The 16,088-nt window shown below is 67.2% G+C and carries 15 protein-coding genes and 1 pseudogene; 7 read left to right on the top strand and 9 right to left on the bottom strand.

Translation table 11 applies throughout. The annotated features are described in order from the left end of the window. Window positions 1-20: 20 nt before the first annotated feature. A complete protein-coding gene (locus tag ACLBYA_RS01090) occupies window positions 21-695 on the top strand; it encodes a GntR family transcriptional regulator (RefSeq protein ID WP_447707502.1) in 675 nt (224 codons plus the stop codon). Here ACLBYA_RS01090 and ACLBYA_RS01085 read toward each other — a convergent pair. From ACLBYA_RS01085 to ACLBYA_RS01070, 4 genes are all read right to left on the bottom strand, one after another. After that, window positions 692-1,087, bottom strand: a complete 396-nt coding sequence (locus tag ACLBYA_RS01085; RefSeq protein WP_447707501.1) for a YybH family protein — start codon at window positions 1,085-1,087, stop codon at window positions 692-694. The genes ACLBYA_RS01090 and ACLBYA_RS01085 overlap by 4 nt on opposite strands. 123 nt (window positions 1,088-1,210) lie before the next feature. Next, the gene (locus tag ACLBYA_RS01080) at window positions 1,211-2,851 is read right to left on the bottom strand and encodes a nucleobase:cation symporter-2 family protein (protein WP_447707500.1); all 1,641 of its coding nucleotides are present in this window, start codon (window positions 2,849-2,851) and stop codon (window positions 1,211-1,213) included. A 64-nt stretch (window positions 2,852-2,915) separates the two neighbouring features. Next, window positions 2,916-3,407, bottom strand: coding sequence for an Rv2253 family sensor-like surface protein (locus ACLBYA_RS01075; RefSeq protein ID WP_447707499.1), 492 nt, complete (start codon window positions 3,405-3,407; stop codon window positions 2,916-2,918). 122 nt (window positions 3,408-3,529) lie between these two features. Continuing rightward, window positions 3,530-4,069, bottom strand: coding sequence for an NUDIX domain-containing protein (locus ACLBYA_RS01070; RefSeq protein ID WP_447707498.1), 540 nt, complete (start codon window positions 4,067-4,069; stop codon window positions 3,530-3,532). A 23-nt stretch (window positions 4,070-4,092) separates the two neighbouring features. Here ACLBYA_RS01070 and ACLBYA_RS01065 point away from each other — a divergent pair, with 23 nt between their 5' ends. Next, window positions 4,093-5,493: an acyl-CoA synthetase gene (locus tag ACLBYA_RS01065; protein ID WP_447707497.1), complete on the top strand. Its 1,401-nt coding sequence runs from the start codon at window positions 4,093-4,095 to the stop codon at window positions 5,491-5,493. 150 nt (window positions 5,494-5,643) lie between these two features. Further along, complete coding sequence (locus ACLBYA_RS01060) at window positions 5,644-5,982, top strand: VOC family protein (RefSeq protein ID WP_447707496.1); 339 nt, start codon at window positions 5,644-5,646, stop codon at window positions 5,980-5,982. A 13-nt stretch (window positions 5,983-5,995) separates the two neighbouring features. Here the strand turns inward: ACLBYA_RS01060 and dapD are convergent, their stop codons facing one another. After that, window positions 5,996-6,940, bottom strand: a complete 945-nt coding sequence (dapD, locus tag ACLBYA_RS01055; RefSeq protein ID WP_447707495.1) for a 2,3,4,5-tetrahydropyridine-2,6-dicarboxylate N-succinyltransferase — start codon at window positions 6,938-6,940, stop codon at window positions 5,996-5,998. A gap of 34 nt (window positions 6,941-6,974) precedes the next feature. Between dapD and dapE the strand changes: the two genes are divergently transcribed. Further along, a complete protein-coding gene (dapE, locus tag ACLBYA_RS01050; protein ID WP_447707494.1) occupies window positions 6,975-8,042 on the top strand; it encodes a succinyl-diaminopimelate desuccinylase in 1,068 nt (355 codons plus the stop codon). Between the two features lie 106 nt (window positions 8,043-8,148). Next, on the top strand, window positions 8,149-9,750 hold the full coding sequence (locus tag ACLBYA_RS01045; RefSeq protein WP_447707493.1) for an ABC-F family ATP-binding cassette domain-containing protein: 1,602 nt from the start codon (window positions 8,149-8,151) through the stop codon (window positions 9,748-9,750). On the opposite strand, the gene ACLBYA_RS01040 is transcribed toward ACLBYA_RS01045, so the two are convergent. From ACLBYA_RS01040 to ACLBYA_RS01030, 3 genes and pseudogenes are all read right to left on the bottom strand, one after another. Next, entirely contained in the window at window positions 9,747-10,508 is a 762-nt protein-coding gene (locus ACLBYA_RS01040; protein ID WP_447707492.1) for an ESX-1 secretion-associated protein, read from the bottom strand. The two genes, ACLBYA_RS01045 and ACLBYA_RS01040, sit on opposite strands and share 4 nt — an antisense overlap. Window positions 10,509-10,581: 73 nt before the next feature. Next, window positions 10,582-11,799, bottom strand: a pseudogene (locus ACLBYA_RS01035) (AAA family ATPase); the annotation flags it as partial. A 68-nt stretch (window positions 11,800-11,867) separates the two neighbouring features. Further along, complete coding sequence (locus tag ACLBYA_RS01030) at window positions 11,868-12,128, bottom strand: hypothetical protein (RefSeq protein ID WP_447707491.1); 261 nt, start codon at window positions 12,126-12,128, stop codon at window positions 11,868-11,870. 346 nt (window positions 12,129-12,474) lie between these two features. Between ACLBYA_RS01030 and ACLBYA_RS01025 the strand changes: the two genes are divergently transcribed. After that, window positions 12,475-13,029, top strand: coding sequence for an LOG family protein (locus tag ACLBYA_RS01025; RefSeq protein WP_447707490.1), 555 nt, complete (start codon window positions 12,475-12,477; stop codon window positions 13,027-13,029). Between the two features lie 11 nt (window positions 13,030-13,040). After that, a complete protein-coding gene (fadD6, locus tag ACLBYA_RS01020) occupies window positions 13,041-14,813 on the top strand; it encodes a long-chain-acyl-CoA synthetase FadD6 (RefSeq protein WP_447707489.1) in 1,773 nt (590 codons plus the stop codon). A gap of 72 nt (window positions 14,814-14,885) precedes the next feature. Here the strand turns inward: fadD6 and ACLBYA_RS01015 are convergent, their stop codons facing one another. After that, complete coding sequence (locus ACLBYA_RS01015) at window positions 14,886-15,956, bottom strand: NAD(P)-dependent alcohol dehydrogenase (RefSeq protein ID WP_447707488.1); 1,071 nt, start codon at window positions 15,954-15,956, stop codon at window positions 14,886-14,888. Window positions 15,957-16,088 lie beyond the last annotated feature (132 nt).

Raw genomic sequence — 16,088 nt, 5'->3', positions numbered from 1 at the left:
AAGGTCCGTATGGTGGGCGAATGCCCAGCGGAATCCGGGTGGTGTCGGTGGTCGACGCCATCGCCGACAATCTGCGCGACGCGATCCTGGGTGGCGAACTGCGCCCCGGAACCCCGCTCACCGAGACCGATGTCGCCACCCGCTACGAGGTCGCCAGGCCTACCGCCAAGGCTGCCATCGAGAAGCTCGTCGCGGACATGCTGTTGGAGCGGCCCAATCACAAGACCGCCCGGGTGCGCACCCTGGGGCCCGACGATGTGCGCGATATCTACCGCACCCGGGCCACCATCGAGTCCTCGGTGCTGCGCCAGCTCGCCGTCGGGCGCCTCGTGCCGGAGGGAACCCGAGAGGCCAACAATGCCATCCGGGAGATCGCGGACGGTTCGGCATTCGCAGTCGTCAAGCCGGACATGGCCTTTCACACCGCATTGATCGACGGCGCGGGCAGCGAGCGCACCAGTCGGCTCTACCGCACGCTGGCCTCCGAGGTGACGTTGTGCATGAGCCAGGTGCAGGGCCGCAGCCTGCTGGACACCCGGATGATCGTCGCCGAGCACGACGGATTGCTCGACTTCGTGGCCGCCGGGGACGGTGCGGGCGCGGCCGCTCTACTCGACACGCACCTCAGTCGCGCACGCGAACGCCTGGTCGGTGCGCTCGGTGGCGAGCCCGGGCCCGAGGCCGACCTGCCCTAGGAGGCGTCGGGAAACGAGTGGTGCTCGTGCGCGATCAGCCACTGCCCGTTCGTCCTACGCAGCCCCATCGTCAGGCGCAATCGGTTGTCCGGGTTCTCGGCGAACTCCTTCTCGCCCCCGCAGCGCAGCAGGCCATGGGCGAACGCGACGTTGTCGCCGGCCTCGATGTCGAGTTCCAGCAGCTCGAAAGTCGCTCCGCTGCAGATGAATTCAAAGAACGGTGGCCACGTGTCGCGGTAGGCCTGTGCGCCGCGCACCCCCTCATACGGCGGGGGGACGTCGAACATGACGATGTCGGGGGAGTGGGCAGCAGTCACACCGTCGAGGTCGCACGCCCGGATGGACTCCACCCATGCGGTGATCAGGGCGCGGATATCGGATTCTGCGGTCACGATTTGCTCCTTTCGTCACCGGTGTCGACCAGGTCCGGCGCCGAAAGTCATCGTTCACCCGTCGATTTGCGCACATCCAGTAACCCTGAGTGTTACTGGATGTGCGCTAATCGCCGGGAGGTATCAGCCGCCGCGGGTTGAGAACCGGCCCTCGGTGACCTCATCCCACTTCTGGCATACCGCGGTGACCTGCTCGTCACCCTGCTCACAGATCCAGGCGTAGGTGTCCTTGTCCGTGGACGGGTTGGTGACGATGATGGTGCGCAGTTCGGGTCGATCCTCGGCGAGCTGACGCAGCCGCTCCGGCGGGGTCGACGGATCGGCCGCGCGCAGCGCGTCCAGCGGATCGGGCAACGCGCCGCGCGGAGCGTCGTGGGCGGCCAGATCACCTTCGTCGTCCGCACCGCCGCGGCTGTTGAGCAGCAGGTTCAGCAGGATGGCGGTCAGCGCACCGGCCGAGATGCCCGAGTGGAAGATGGTCTGGAACCAGTCCGGGAACTGGTGATACAGGTCGAGCGAGACATTCACCGGGCTGTCGCCCAGGGTGCGATTGGTGTAGTACAGCTTGGCTTCGGTCAGCATCGCCACACCGACCGAGATGGCGACCACCAGGATGTTGGTGTTGGTGAACTTCACCTTGGTCAGGGTGCGCACACCGCTGGCCGCGACCATGCCGAACAGCGCGACACCAGCGCCGCCGAGCACGGGCAGCGGAATGCCCTCGACCACGGCGGCCATCTTCGGCAACAGTCCCAGCAGGACCAGGATGATGCCGGCCACGGTCGCCACGTGCCGGGTCCGCACACCGGTGATGGCGACCAGCCCGACATTCTGTGCGAAGGCCGTGTACGGGAAGGTGTTGAAGACGCCGCCGATGACGGTGCCCAGCCCGTCGGCACGCAGCCCGTCGGCCAGCTTCTGCGGGGTGATCTTCTCGTCCACGATCTCGCCGACGGCGACGATGTCGCCGGTCGTCTCGGTCATGATCACGATGCCCACGATCAGCAACGCGATGATGGAGCTGATCTCGAAGGCCGGCATCCCGAACTGGAACGGCGTGACGAAGCCGACCCAGTTGTAGTCACCCATGTGCTCCCAGTTGGTCATGCCGAACGGGATGGCCACCACGGTGCCGATGAGCAGGCCGAGCAGGATCGACACCCGGCGTAGGCCCTCGGGTGCGAAGCGCTCGATCAGGATAATGACGATGAGGGTGAAGAAGCCCATCCCGATGGCGGCGGGGGAGCCGAAGTCTGCACCGGTGGCGGTGCCGCCACCGAACCAACCGGCGGCCACCCGCATCAGCGACACCCCGATGATCAGGATGATCGTGCCGGTGACCAGCGGTGGGAAGAACCGGATCAGCTTCCCGAACACTGGCGCCAGCAGCATCATGAACAGGCCACAGGCGATCACCGAACCATAGATGGTGGTGACACCGTGGTTGATGCCGATGGTGATCATCGGGCCGACGGCCGCGAAGGTGACACCCTGCATCAGCGGCAGCCGGACGCCGAACCGCCAGAACCCGACGGCCTGGATGATCGTCGCGATACCGGCGACGAAGAGGTCGGCCATGATGAGGTGCACGATGTCGGACTGCTGCAATTGGCCCGCGCCGACCATCGCACCGCCGACGATCAGCGGGACCGCGACCGCGCCGGCGTACATCGCGAGCACGTGCTGGATGCCCAGGGGCAGCAACCGTTTCAGCGGGGGGATCTCATCGACGGGGCGGACGGCGGGGGGCGTTTGCACTGCCATCCGCACATCTTCGGAGAGGTAAGTTTCGGCAGTTTTCCGTCGCGGTGTCGGCCGGATTACGGCGTCAGGGTGCGGGGAAGGCCGCCGCCGGGATCAACACGTTGCCGCGGCACGGCCCGCTCAGGATATCGGTGTACCAACTGCCCTGCAGTGAACCGTCGGGCTGCGGGGTGTAGGTGACCCATGACTGCGCCGGGCTGTACACCCGGGGCACACCGTCGCCGCGGAAGCACTCCCACTGCCAGTTGTAGCTGAACGTCCACTTGCCGGCGCTGAAGGTGTAGCGCTGCGGCTGCGGGATGGTCGGGTTGGTCGGCGCGGGCCCGTCGACGACCGTGGCCACGCAGGTGCTGCCGCATGCCGTGGCGAAGGTGTAGACGGCGCTGAGATCACCCTCGGGCTGCCGGGCGGCCACGCTGGTGCCGTTCTTCTGAGATGCGTAGCTGATGACGTGATAGCGGCCGTTGAGCTGTGTAGCCGCGGCTGCCGAGGGCGCCGGAACGAGACCGGCCACCAAGAGGGCGGCCAGCGCGGCACAGAGTCGACGGACCAACATCCCTTTCCCTATTCAGTCGCGGAATCAGCTGTAACCAACCGTAACTGCGGGTTCCGCCAAAACTACGGGTCGTCATATCCGGTGCGTCAATTAGAGATCACATTGTGACGCGCGGCAGGGTTTCAATCCCGCCCGGCCAGCAACACCATGGCCCAGGCCGCGATCGTCTGGGCATCGGTGATCTGGCCGCCGCGGATCATCTGCTCGATCTGGGCGCCGGTGAACCAGTCGCTGTGCATGTCCTGCTCTTCGTGCTCACGTTCGTGCTCACCCTCGCTGAGTCCGGTGGCCAGGAACACCCAGCCCCGCTGGCTGCTCATCCCGGGGGCCACATCGAGTTGGCCCAGCCGGACCAGGGATTCGGCCCGCAGGCCGGTCTCCTCACGCAGTTCGCGAGCGGCCAGATCGGCCGGCTCCAGATCGGCCAGGTCGGGTGCGGTGCCCTGTGGGAACTCCCAGCGCCGCAACCCAATCGGGTAACGGAACTGTTCGACGAGGTGGAACCGGTCACCGTCGCGGGCGACGACCAGGGCGTAGGTCGGCTTGTCGATGACGCCGTAGATGCCTTCGCTGCCGTCGGGCCTGCGGATGGCGTCCTCGCGCACCGTCATCCAGTTGTTGCGGTACACCTCACGACTGGACATCCGTTCGATCCGGGCCATGGGCCAAGAGTAGCCTCAGCACGGTGTTGCTGACCTCGCTTGACCCGGCCGCGGTCGCCGCCGGGCACGACCTGTCCGACGCGGTGCGTATCGACGGTGTGACCCTGAGCCGCAGTGATCTGGTGGGTGCGGGCACCTCGGTCGGCGAGCGGGTGGCGCGGGCGCAGCGGGTGGCGATCCTGGCCACCCCGACCGCGACGACGGTGCTCGCGGTCGTCGGTTGCCTGATCGCCGGGGTGCCCTTCGTGCCGGTGCCGCCCGATGTGGGGGCCACCGAACGTGCGCATCTGCTCACCGATTCGGGCGCGCAGGCCTGGCTGGGCGAGCTGCCGGCCGAAGATGAAGGGCTGCCGCATATTCCGGTGCGTATGCACGCCCGGTCCTGGCACCGCTACGCCGAGCCGGCGCCCGATGCCACCGCCATCATCATGTACACCTCGGGTACCACCGGGCTGCCCAAGGGTGTCACGATCAGCCGCCAGGCCATCGCCGCCGATATCGACGCGCTGGCCCAGGCCTGGCAGTGGACCGCCGAGGACACCCTGGTGCACGGTCTGCCGTTGTTCCACGTGCACGGACTGGTGCTGGGGCTGCTCGGATCGCTGCGGATCGGAAACCGGTTCGTGCACACCGGAAAGCCGTCACCGACCGGCTATGCCGCGGCCGGTGGCTCGCTGTACTTCGGGGTGCCGACGGTGTGGTCGCGGGTGGCCGCCGATGAGGAATCCGCCCGGGCATTGTCAGGTGCGCGGCTGCTGGTATCGGGCAGCGCGGCGCTGCCGGTGCCGGTGTTCGACGACCTGGTGCGGCTGACCGGTCATGCGCCGGTGGAGCGATACGGCAGCACCGAATCGCTGATCACGTTGAGCACCAGGGCGGATGGGGAGCGCCGCCCGGGTTGGGTCGGGTTGCCGATCGACGGTGTGCAGACCCGCCTGGTCGATGACGATGGTGCTCTGGTGCCGCATGACGGTGAGACCATCGGGCAACTGCAGCTCAAGGGCCCCACCGTGTTCGGTGGTTACCTCAACCGGCCGGATGCCACCGCGGAGGCCTTCGACTCCGAGGGCTGGTTCCGCACCGGCGATGTCGCGGTGATCGACGCCGACGGGATGCACCGCATCGTCGGTCGCGAATCGGTGGATCTGATCAAGTCCGGTGGGTACCGGATCGGCGCGGGAGAGATCGAGACCGTGCTGCTCGGCCACGACGGGGTCGACGAGGTCGCGGTGGTCGGGGTGACCGATGCCGATCTGGGCCAGCGGATCGTTGCCTTCGTCGTCGGTTCGGCCGATCCGGATGAGTTGATTCAGTATGTGGCAAAGCAGCTTTCGGCGCACAAACGTCCACGCGAGGTGCGGATCGTGGACAGTCTGCCGCGCAACGCGATGGGCAAGGTGCTCAAGAAGGAGCTGGCGAAGTGAGCCCGGAGACGGACGCGAGTGAGGATCGCAGCGAGGGACGAGCGAGGGCCGGAGCGAGTGTGGGAGTCGACCGATGAGCCCGGAGACGGACGCGAGTGAGGATCGCAGCGAGGGACGAGCGAGGGCCGGAGCGAGTGTGGGAGTCGACCGATGAGCTTGATTTTGAGTCAGATTGCCGTCGACGCGCGAGATCCCGAAGCCCTGGCCAAGTGGTGGTCCGAGGTCCTCGGCTGGCCCACGCGCGTCGACTCCGACGGTGACGCGTTCGTGACACCCCCACCGGGCCAGGGCACCGAATTGCTGTTCCTCGCGGTGCCCGACGCCAAGGTGGTCAAGAACCGGGTGCACCTGGACTTCACCCCCGAGGATCAGGCCGCCGAGGTCGAACGGTTGATCGGGCTGGGCGCCACCCGCGTCGACATAGGGCAGGGGGAGCAGAGTTGGGTTGTGCTGGCAGACCCGGAGGGCAACGAGTTCTGCATCCTCTGACCGACCGCGACGATCAGTTGGCGTGCAGGGCCTCGTTCAGCGTTATGCCGGTGCCGTCACGCTTGACGACCTCGACCGCGCCGGACACCGAGTTGCGACGGAACAGCAGGTTGTTCGACCCGGACAGCTCCTTGGCCTTGACGGTCTGCCCGTCCGCCGTGGTGACCTTGGTGCCGCCGGTGACATAGAGGCCGGCCTCGACGACGCAGTCGTCGCCCAGCGAGATGCCCACGCCGGCGTTGGCGCCCAGTAGGCAGCGCTTACCGATCGAGATGACCTCTTTGCCACCACCGGACAGCGTGCCCATGATGGACGCGCCGCCGCCGACATCGGAGCCGTCGTCGACAACCACACCGGCCGAAATCCGGCCCTCGACCATGGAGTTACCCAGGGTGCCGGCGTTGAAGTTCACGAAACCCTCGTGCATCACCGTGGTGCCGGTGGCCAGATGGGCACCGAGGCGGACCCGGTCGGCGTCGGCGATTCGCACGCCGGTGGGCAGCACGTAGTCGACCATCCGGGGGAACTTGTCCACCCCGTACACCGCGACGGCGCCGCGGCTGCGCAGCTTGGCCCGGACCAGCTCGAAGCCCTCGACCGGGGCCGGCCCGAAGTTGGTCCACACCACATTGGCGAGCAGACCGAAGATGCCGTCCAGATTGGCCTCGTGCGGTTTGGTCAGCCGATGGCTCAGCAGGTGCAGCCGCAGGTAGGCGTCATAAGTGTCGACGGGCTTGTCGTCGAGCGAGGCGATGTTGGTGCGCACCGCGACGATCTCGACATCGCGATCGATATCGGGGCCGGTCAGCGCGGTCAGCGCATCGGTCAGCTCGGCGACCGACAGGCGCACCGTGCCGGTGCTGCCGTCGCCGGTCAGTTCGGGGTTCGGAAACCAGGTATCCAGGACGGTTCCGTCGGCGGCGATGGTGGCCAGGCCGACGCCAGATGCGGCAGTCACGTGGCCCTACGTTACTGGACTACGGTTGACCGTCATGGGGCTAGACCTGCGCGCCGATCCGATCGCACTGACCGCGGCGCTGGTGGACATCCCCAGCGAGTCGCGCCACGAACAGCGTATCGCCGACGAGATCGAGTCCGCCCTGCGCGCACAGGCCCCGCACTTCGAGGTGATCCGTAACGGTGACGCGGTGCTGGCCCGGACGAATCTGGGCAGGCAATCCCGGGTTCTGCTGGCCGGGCACACCGACACCGTCCCGGCGGCGGACAATCTGCCCAGCCGTATCGAGGGCCCGCTCATGTACGGCTGCGGTACCTCGGACATGAAGTCCGGTGACGCCGTCTTCCTGCACCTGGCCGCCACGATTGCCGAACCGCGCCATGACCTGACCCTGGTCATGTACGACTGCGAGGAGATCGAGTCCAGCGCCAACGGGCTGGGGCGCATCGAGCGTGAGCTGCCGGACTGGCTGGCCGCCGATGTCGCGATCCTCGGTGAGCCGTCCGGCGGATTCATCGAGGCGGGTTGCCAGGGCACCATCCGGATCGTCGTACGCGCGACCGGGACACGTGCACACTCGGCGCGATCCTGGCTGGGGGACAACGCCATACACAAGCTGGGGGCGGTACTCGACCGGTTGTCGCGTTATGAGGCTCGCAGCGTGGACATCGATGGGTGTGTGTACCGCGAAGGCCTGTCCGCGGTGCGCATCGACGGTGGTATCGCCGGCAATGTGATCCCGGATGCGGCGTCGGTGACGGTGAACTTCCGGTTCGCCCCGGACCGCAGCGTCGAGCAGGCCGTCGCGCATGTGCACGAGGTGCTCGACGGTCTCGACGTCACCTGTGAGACCACCGACGCCGCCGCCGGCGCGCTGCCGGGGTTGGCCAATCCGGCGGCCGCCGCACTGATCGCCGCGGCCGGGGGAGCGGTGCGCGCCAAGTACGGCTGGACCGATGTGGCCCGCTTCGCCGCGTTGGGCATCGCCGCGGTCAACTACGGTCCGGGTGACCCGAACCTGGCGCACAAGGTGGACGAGAACGTCGACGTCACCGCCATCACCGCGACCGCCGAGACGCTGCGGGCGTATTTAACCGCTTGACCCGATCGGTATCGTGGTCATCGTGCTGGGAATCGACGACATCTCCGGGTAGATCCCGAGATCTGTGCTGTCGTGAATCCGTCCTCTCTTCTTCCGGAGTTCCCGCATGTCTTCCCGTTTTTCCGTGGTCTGTTCTGACCTGTCGTTCTCCTGGCCCGATGACACCGCCGTGTTCACCGACCTGTCCTGCAGCTTCGGGCGGGGACATATCGGCCTGGTGGCGCCGAACGGTGCCGGTAAGAGCACGTTGCTGCGGTTGATCGCCGGCGACCTGACGCCCTCGGCGGGCACCGTTTCGGTCGACGGCGTACTCGGCTATCTGCCACAGAATCTGCCGTTTCTGGCCGAGCACACCGTGTCCGATGTGCTCGGCGTGACACCCGTGGTCGCGGCACTCGATGCGCTGGCCGCCGGTGACGCCGGCGAGGCGGTGTTCAACACCATCGGTGACGACTGGGACATTGCCGAGCGATCCCGCGCGCAACTCGACCGGCTGGGCTTGAACGACCTCGAGCTCGACCGCCGGTTGTCGACGCTTTCCGGCGGGCAGGTGGTGTCGCTCGGGCTGACCGCCGAGTTGTTGCGCCGCCCCGACGTGCTGCTGCTCGACGAGCCGACCAATAATCTGGATGCCGATGCACGGCAACGGCTTTACTCGGCACTGGACGATTTTGGTGGAACCTTGTTGGTGGTCAGTCATGACCGGGTGCTGCTGGACCGCATGGACGCGATCACGGAGCTGCGCGGTGGTGAGATCAGCCTCTACGGGGGTGGCTTCACGGCCTACCAGGACGCGGTGCAGGCAGCCCAGGAACTCGCCGAGAGCAATATCCGCAATGCCGAGCAGGATCTCAAACGCCATAAACAGCAGATGCAGCAGGCTCGTGAGCGCGCCGACAAGCGGGCAGCAACGGCCAAGCGCAATCTGAAGGACGCCGGCCTTCCGAAAATCGTTGCCGGAAAGCTGAAACGAGATGCCCAGCAGTCCGCGGCCAAGACCGACGATGTGCATGCCCGACGCGTCGGCGACGCCCGGGATCGGCTCGATGAGGCCGAACGGGCGCTGCGCTACGACGACCTACTGGCCCTCGACCTGCCTGACACCGAGGTGCCTGCGGGGCGGATCGTGTTCAGCGGGGCAGGTTTGTCGACAAGGGTTTTCGCCGATCTGGATGTGGACATCCGGGGCCCGGAGCGGATCGCCTTGACCGGTGCCAACGGCGTCGGGAAATCCACCCTGTTGCGGATCATCTCCGGCGATCTGCAGCCCGACGCCGGCACGGTCGCGCGTGGCGATGGGCGCGTCGCGTACCTGTCGCAGCGTCTCGACCTGCTCGACGAGCGGCTGTCGGTGGCCGACTGCCTGGCGTCGGCCGCACCCGGACTGTCGATCACTCGGCGGCGGCATCTGTTGGCGCAGTTCCTGTTCCGAGGGGATCGCATCGAGTTGCCGGTCGGTGCGCTGTCAGGCGGGGAGCGGCTGCGGGCGACGCTGGCCTGCGTGCTGTTCGCCGAGCCCGCCCCGCAGTTGCTGTTGCTCGACGAGCCGACCAACAACCTCGACCTGGCCAGCGTAAAGCAGCTGGAGTCGGCGTTGCATGCCTATCGGGGCGCCTTCGTCGTGGTCAGCCACGACGAGACCTTTCTGGCCGAGATCGGCATCCAGCGGCGGTTGCGGCTCGCCGACGGGGTACTCGCGACGGTTTAGTCGACCTGGGGTCGGGTCGGCGCGGGCTGGGCCGGCGGCGCGGCCTCGACCGGCGCCCGGCCGGAGCCGCCCTCTCCGGCCTGCGCCTCGGTGGCCTCTACCGGCGTCGCGGTGTCGTCCTTCTCGCGCTTCTCATCGCGTTCGCCGCGTTCGCCGCGTTCGGGTCGCTCGTCGCGCTCACCCTCGACAGCCTTCTCGGCGCCGGGCAGCTTGCCCGCCTGCGCGGCCTGGGCCGCTTGTTGGGCCGCCTGCATGATCTGCTGCGGAACCTGCTGCAAGCCCTGGGTGAGACCCTGTAGCGGTTGGGCGATCGAAGACGCCAGCTGGCCGACCTGCTGGCCCACCTGGCCCATGATCTGGCCCATCTGGCCGGCCATGTCACCACCGGCTCCGGCTGCCGACCCGCTCGACCCCGCGGCGCCGCCCGTCGAACCGGACTGGCCGTTGCCCTCCAACGCGTCGGCGGCCGCCTTGAGCCGGCGTCCGCCCTCCTCGTCACCACCGGCATAGGCGTGTGCCGCCTTCTGCAGCAGGTCGGAGATGGTGGCGGCCGACGTCGAGGTCACGCCCATGGTGCTACCGCGACCGCTGAGTACCCCGCCCAACGCGGTGCTGACCGCCGACGCGATGGCCCCGTGGCTGTTCTGGACGCCGGTGCCTTGGGGTGCGGTCAGCCCGGACAGGCCGGATTGCACATCCGAGTGGATCTGCGAGTAATTGCGCACTCCGTCGGTCTGGACGTAGAGCGGATCCGACATGTTGGCCCCCGTTTCGGTACGTGCTCGATTCTATGGCCGGTCAGCGGCCCGCCGGATCGGCAATTCCGTGGGGTCACCTGCAGTCCTGCGCCTGCCGGGCGGCATCGCGGGCCGCCGCGCCCCAGCCGAGCCGGTCGAAACGTTCGGCCACCGAGTCGAGCCCGGGGCCGTCGTGCACCGCCAGCGCGCGCGCATGTTCGGCGGCCAGTCGGCCGAAGGCGCAGTCACAATCCAGTCCGGCGATCACCTCGGCGGCCCGAGTGTCGCCCAGTCGCACCGCATCGTGCAGTGCGCGCAGCGCCACAGCGTTCTGCCCGCCACGCAGAGCGGCTCGCGACGCCTCCCGAGCCGCGCCGATCGCGCCCACTGGGTCGCGTCGTGCCGCACCGGTCCACGCCTTGGCCAGGAACAACTCCGGTGCGAACAGCATCGACTTCAACCCATGCCGGGATTCGGCTCGCCACAAGGCCTTTCCCGCGTCCACCGCCGACCCGCGCTGGCCCAGTGCCTGTGCCGACAGCATCCACGCCAGCGGTCCCCACGAGTATCCGGTCACCGACAATGCCGCCGCCGACTCGCGCAGCATGCCGATCGCCTCGTCCAGGTTTCCGCGGGCCAACAGCACATCGGCGACCAGCAGCAGGCCGACGGCCCGGGACGGCCCGTCGTCGGCGACCAGGGACCGGGCCAGCGATTCCGCGCCGTCGAGTTGTCCGGCAAGCATCAGTGCCGTCGTCTGGCCGAAGGCCGTCGTGAACCGCAGCACACCGGGATGCCCGGCATCCCGAGCCCGCGTCGCGAATCCGTCTACCGCGGCGAAACTGCCCATCCGGGCCGCCGACAGTGCCCCCGCGGCCGCCGCCCAGCCGACCGCGCGATCGTCGGCCGTATCCGAGGCCAGCACCGACTCGGCGAGGTCCATCGCCCGCTCGGTGTTGCCCGCATTCATCGCGAAGGTGCACAGCAGCGCATCAACCGTGACGGCCGAGGACAGCCGGCCACGGACCGACCGCAGGAATGCGGTCGCCCGTTCGGGCTGATCGAGCATCCAGAACTGATTGGCCGCCCGCGGCAGTGCCCAGGCGATCAGGTCCTCATCGGCCAGCGTTGCGGGGTCCACCGCGCCGAGGACCGCATCGGCATCCGGGCCGCGGCCCTGCCAGGCCAATGCCTGCGCCAACGTCAGTCGGGCCGCCAGCGATTCGCCGTCCGCGAGGGCGCGGCGGGCCTGTTCTTCGGCCGTCGACAGCTCGCCACGGCCCAGCGCATCGGCGGCGGCGTCGACCAGATCCGGCACAGCGGCAGTGTATGGCGAACGGCCGGCCGGTCAGGGCCGATCGTTCGACAACGGGTACCGCGTCAGGCGGTGGGGTTCGACGCCGGGATCGAGTAGGCCGACCGCACCGACTGGACACCCGGACTCTCCAGGCTGCTTCCCTGCGGTCCGTAACGCGGTTCGCCCGTCAGACGCGGGAACGGTATCGGGAACGGGAACGGGATGGGACTTACCAGGCCGGGTTCTTCCGGGTCGGGTTCCGGCTCGGCCTGAGCCAGCGGTGCCGTGATGAGCGTGCCCGCGGTGATGGCGGCGACAGCAGCGCCGAGGATGATCTTCTTCATAGCGTGGCCCAATCTGCGGAGGATTTGCCAGTTTCGAGAGTACGCTTTGATCTTGAATGTGCGCCGAACCGTTTTATGTAATTGAATAGCGCACCCGGTCAATTGTCGTCCCGATTCATCAGCTGTATGTTCAGATCTCCTGTGAAGATGCTGCAAACGATCTGAGTCGAACTCGGCGACGCAATTGGGTACGATTTTCAGCTACTAAATTTAGTTAGCTGTGACTCGATAATTGTGGCCAGGGGAAGTCTGGCCGAGTGCATCGGGCGGGTGTCGCATTCTCGGTGCTTCGCTCGGCAAAACCGATCGGCGATGAGTCACGGCGGAACCCCGGTACGGTCTATCTGTGCCCGAAACCAGCCCGTGGGCCGTGTGCGTCTACTGCGCGTCCGGCCCCATCGATCCCGAACTGCTCAAACTCGCCGGCGATGTGGGTCGCGCCATCGCCGATCGCGGCTGGACCCTGGTGTCCGGCGGTGGCAACGTCTCGGCCATGGGGGCAGTCGCCGGCGGCGCCCGCCAACACAACGGACGCACCATCGGCGTCATCCCCAAAGCTCTGGTGCACCGTGAGCTCGCCGATGTGGAAGCCGATGAGCTGGTGGTCACCGACACCATGCGGGAACGCAAACAGGTGATGGAGGACCGTGCCGACGCCTTCATCGCGCTGCCCGGCGGCATCGGCACGCTGGAGGAGTTCTTCGAAGCGTGGACCGCCGGCTACCTCGGCATGCACGACAAGCCGATCGTCATGCTGGACCCGTTCGGCCATTACGACGGCTTGCTGACCTGGCTGCGTGGATTGGTCGACAGCGGCTATGTGGGTGAGCGCGCCCTGGATCGGCTGGTGGTGACCGCCGATGTTGAGACGGCTCTCAGCGCGTGTAGCCCCGGTCACTAGGGTTGATGGGCATGAGTGACGACACAACGCGCACCAGCGTGGGCCTGCTCGACATCGCCACCAAGATTCCCGGCCTGATTTTCGATGCACCCGCGATCGTTCGCGGTGTGCTGACCGGGATGGGCGCCCGGCCGACGGCCAAGACCTCCATCGGCAAAGTCTTCCAGGAGCGCGCCGCCCAGTACGGCGACAAGGTGTTCATCAAGTTCGAAGACGAGCAGATCACCTACCGCAAGGCCAACGAGACCGTCAACCGTTATGCAGCGGTGCTGGCCGCCCGTGGTGTCGGCCACGGCGACGTCGTCGGCATCATGTTGCGCAACTCCCCGGATTCGGTGCTGCTGATGCTGGCCACCGTCAAGTGTGGCGCGACCGCCGGCATGTTGAACTACCATCAGCGCGGCAAGGTGCTGGCCCATAGCATCGGTCTGCTGGACGCCAAGGCCATCATCGCCGAATCCGACCTGGTCGAGCCGATCACCGAAAGTGGGGTGCAGACAACGGGACTGATGACGCTGGAGGAGCTGCGTCAGTCCGCCACCACGGCGCCGACCACCAACCCGCCCGCCACCGCGGCGGTGCTGGCCAAGGACAAGGCCTTCTTCATCTTCACCTCGGGCACCACCGGCATGCCGAAGGCCAGCGTCATGACGCACTACCGCTGGCTGCGCGCGCTGGCCGGGTTCGGCGGACTCGGCCTGCGGCTCAACAGCAATGACACCCTGTACTGCTGCCTGCCGCTGTACCACAACAATGCGTTGACGGTGTCGGTCGGCTCGGCACTCAACGCGGGAGCCGCACTGGCCCTGGGGAAGTCGTTCTCGGCGTCGCGATTCTGGGATGACGTCATCAAGCATGACGCCACCGCATTCGTCTACATCGGCGAGATCTGCGGGTACCTGCTCAACCAGCCACCCAAGCCCACCGACAAGGCGCATAAGGTGCGCGTGATCGTCGGCAACGGCCTGCGCCCGGCCATCTGGGATCAGTTCACCAAACGCTTCGGCATCCCGCGGGTGTGCGAATTCTATGGTGCCAGTGAGGGAAACACGGCATTCGTCAACGTGTTCAACGTGTCGAAATCCACCGGTATCTGCCCCAGCCCGGTCGCCTTCGTCGAATACGACTTGGAGTCAGGCGAACCCGCGCGTGCCTCGGACGGCCGGCTGCGCAAGGTGAAAAAGGGGCAGCCGGGCTTGCTCTTGAGCAAGGTCAGCAGCTTCCAGCCATTTGACGGTTATACCGACAAGTCGGCGTCGGAGAAGAAGCTGGTGCGTGACGCATTCAAGGACGGTGATGTCTGGTTCAACACCGGTGACCTGATGCGGTCACAGGGGTTCGGGCACGCCGCCTTTGCCGACCGGCTCGGTGACACCTTCCGCTGGAAGGGCGAGAACGTCGCCACCACCGAGGTGGAGGCAGCCATCTCGGCGGACACCCAGGTCGAGGAGGCCACCGTATTCGGTGTCGAGGTGCCCGGCGCCGGTGGGCGCGCCGGGATGGTGGCGCTACAACTCAAAGAGGGCCAGGAATTCGACGGGGCCGCGCTGGCCAAGTCGGCCTACGCGCATCTGCCCGTCTACGCGGTGCCGCTGTTCGTGCGCATCGTCACCGAACTGGCGCACACCTCGACCTTCAAGAGCCAGAAGGTGGAACTGCGCAAGCAGGGCTACGGCGAAGACGTCAAGGATCCGCTCTACGTGCTGGCCGGTAAGAGCGAGGGGTACGTACCGTTCTATCCGGAGTACATCGACGAGGTCGTGGACGGGAAACGGCCCAAGTAAGGCGTCGAAACTCGCGGACCCGGGCTGATGCCGACGTTGGCGACCACGGGTACGCGGGTTTCGCCGAGAGTCCTAGTCGTAGACGATGACGGCGCGGCCCAACACGTCACCGCGGCCGATGGCGTTCAGGGTCTCGTTGACGTCCTCCCAGCGCACCTGGGTGATGCTGTCGGTGATCTGCCCGGCCTGGGCCAATGCCAGGACCTCGGTCAGGTCGTTGAAGTTGCCCCAGAACGAGCCGTAGTAGGTGAATTCGCGGGACACCAACGGGAACAACGGGATATCGATCCTGTTGCCGATCAGCCCGACCGATGCGACCGCACCCTCGACGGCCAACAGGCCGAAGGCGAGCTGAATCGACTCCTCGGCGCCAGCACAGTCCAGCACGGCGTCCAGTTCGCCGCGGCCGGTCAGGTTTTCGAGTTCATCGGCCACCGCGGCGCTCGACCTGTCGCTCACGTTGATCGCGTGATCGGCGCCGGTGGCCGCGGCGGTGCGCAGTTTCTCGTCATGTCGCCCGAAGGCCACCACGGTGGCGCCGCCGCCCAGCAGCTTGGCGTACTGCACCCCATAACTGCCCAGGCCGCCGATGCCGGTGACGGCCAGCGTCCGGCCCGGGCCCAGATGGCCGCCCGCGCGCAGCTTCTGCAGCCCGCGATAGGGCGTCAGGCCGGCGTCGGTCAACGGTGCGAGGTTGGCCGGTGACAGACCTCCGCCGGCCGGCACCTTGATGACATAGCGGTAGTTGACCGGGACGTACTCCTGGTAGCCACCGTGCAGACCGAAGCCGGCCCAGGTGCCGTGCGCGCACAACTGTTCGTTGCCCTCATGGCACTGCCGGCACGCACCGTCGCCCCACGGGCCGAAGACCACGACCTGGTCGCCCTCGGACAGCGCCGCGGCGGCGGGTACCTGTGCGCCGACCCCGTCCACCCAGCCGGCGATCTCGTGGCCGGGGGTGATCGGGTAGTCCATCGCCAGCCCGCGATCGAAATAGCCGTCGATGAGTTGGTAGTCGGTGCGACACATACCGGCGCCGCCGACCTTGACCAGGATCTCCTCGGGGCCGATCTGGGGGACGTCGACCTCTTCCAGTCGCAGGGGCTGGTGGTAGCCGTACATGCGTGCCGCGCGCATCTTCATGCTGTCCCTCCGTGCCGAGGTCGAGAAATCAAGATCATGGTGACACCTCGCGATGGCCCGCGCACCCGTTCTGGACAGGCGAAACTCGCGTACCCGGGGTGTTTCCGGCTGCGCAAACCCCGGGTACGCGAG

It is taken from the genome of Mycobacterium sp. C31M (genome assembly GCF_053345865.1).
This window is presented reverse-complemented; position numbering and strand designations above follow the sequence as displayed.

What these genes read in the sequence shown, in the direction of transcription:
- ACLBYA_RS01045 (WP_447707493.1), top strand. Translation starts at nt 8,149, where the DNA reads ATGTCTTCCCGTTTTTCCGTGGTCTGTTCTGACCTGTCGTTCTCCTGG.
- ACLBYA_RS01070 (WP_447707498.1), bottom strand. Translation starts at nt 4,069, where the DNA reads ATGGCCCGGATCGAACGGATGTCCAGTCGTGAGGTGTACCGCAACAAC.
- ACLBYA_RS01075 (WP_447707499.1), bottom strand. Translation starts at nt 3,407, where the DNA reads ATGTTGGTCCGTCGACTCTGTGCCGCGCTGGCCGCCCTCTTGGTGGCC.
- ACLBYA_RS01015 (WP_447707488.1), bottom strand. Translation starts at nt 15,956, where the DNA reads ATGAAGATGCGCGCGGCACGCATGTACGGCTACCACCAGCCCCTGCGA.
- ACLBYA_RS01080 (WP_447707500.1), bottom strand. Translation starts at nt 2,851, where the DNA reads ATGGCAGTGCAAACGCCCCCCGCCGTCCGCCCCGTCGATGAGATCCCC.
- fadD6 (WP_447707489.1), top strand. Translation starts at nt 13,041, where the DNA reads ATGAGTGACGACACAACGCGCACCAGCGTGGGCCTGCTCGACATCGCC.
- ACLBYA_RS01090 (WP_447707502.1), top strand. Translation starts at nt 21, where the DNA reads ATGCCCAGCGGAATCCGGGTGGTGTCGGTGGTCGACGCCATCGCCGAC.
- dapE (WP_447707494.1), top strand. Translation starts at nt 6,975, where the DNA reads ATGGGGCTAGACCTGCGCGCCGATCCGATCGCACTGACCGCGGCGCTG.
- ACLBYA_RS01030 (WP_447707491.1), bottom strand. Translation starts at nt 12,128, where the DNA reads ATGAAGAAGATCATCCTCGGCGCTGCTGTCGCCGCCATCACCGCGGGC.
- ACLBYA_RS01040 (WP_447707492.1), bottom strand. Translation starts at nt 10,508, where the DNA reads ATGTCGGATCCGCTCTACGTCCAGACCGACGGAGTGCGCAATTACTCG.
- ACLBYA_RS01060 (WP_447707496.1), top strand. Translation starts at nt 5,644, where the DNA reads ATGAGCTTGATTTTGAGTCAGATTGCCGTCGACGCGCGAGATCCCGAA.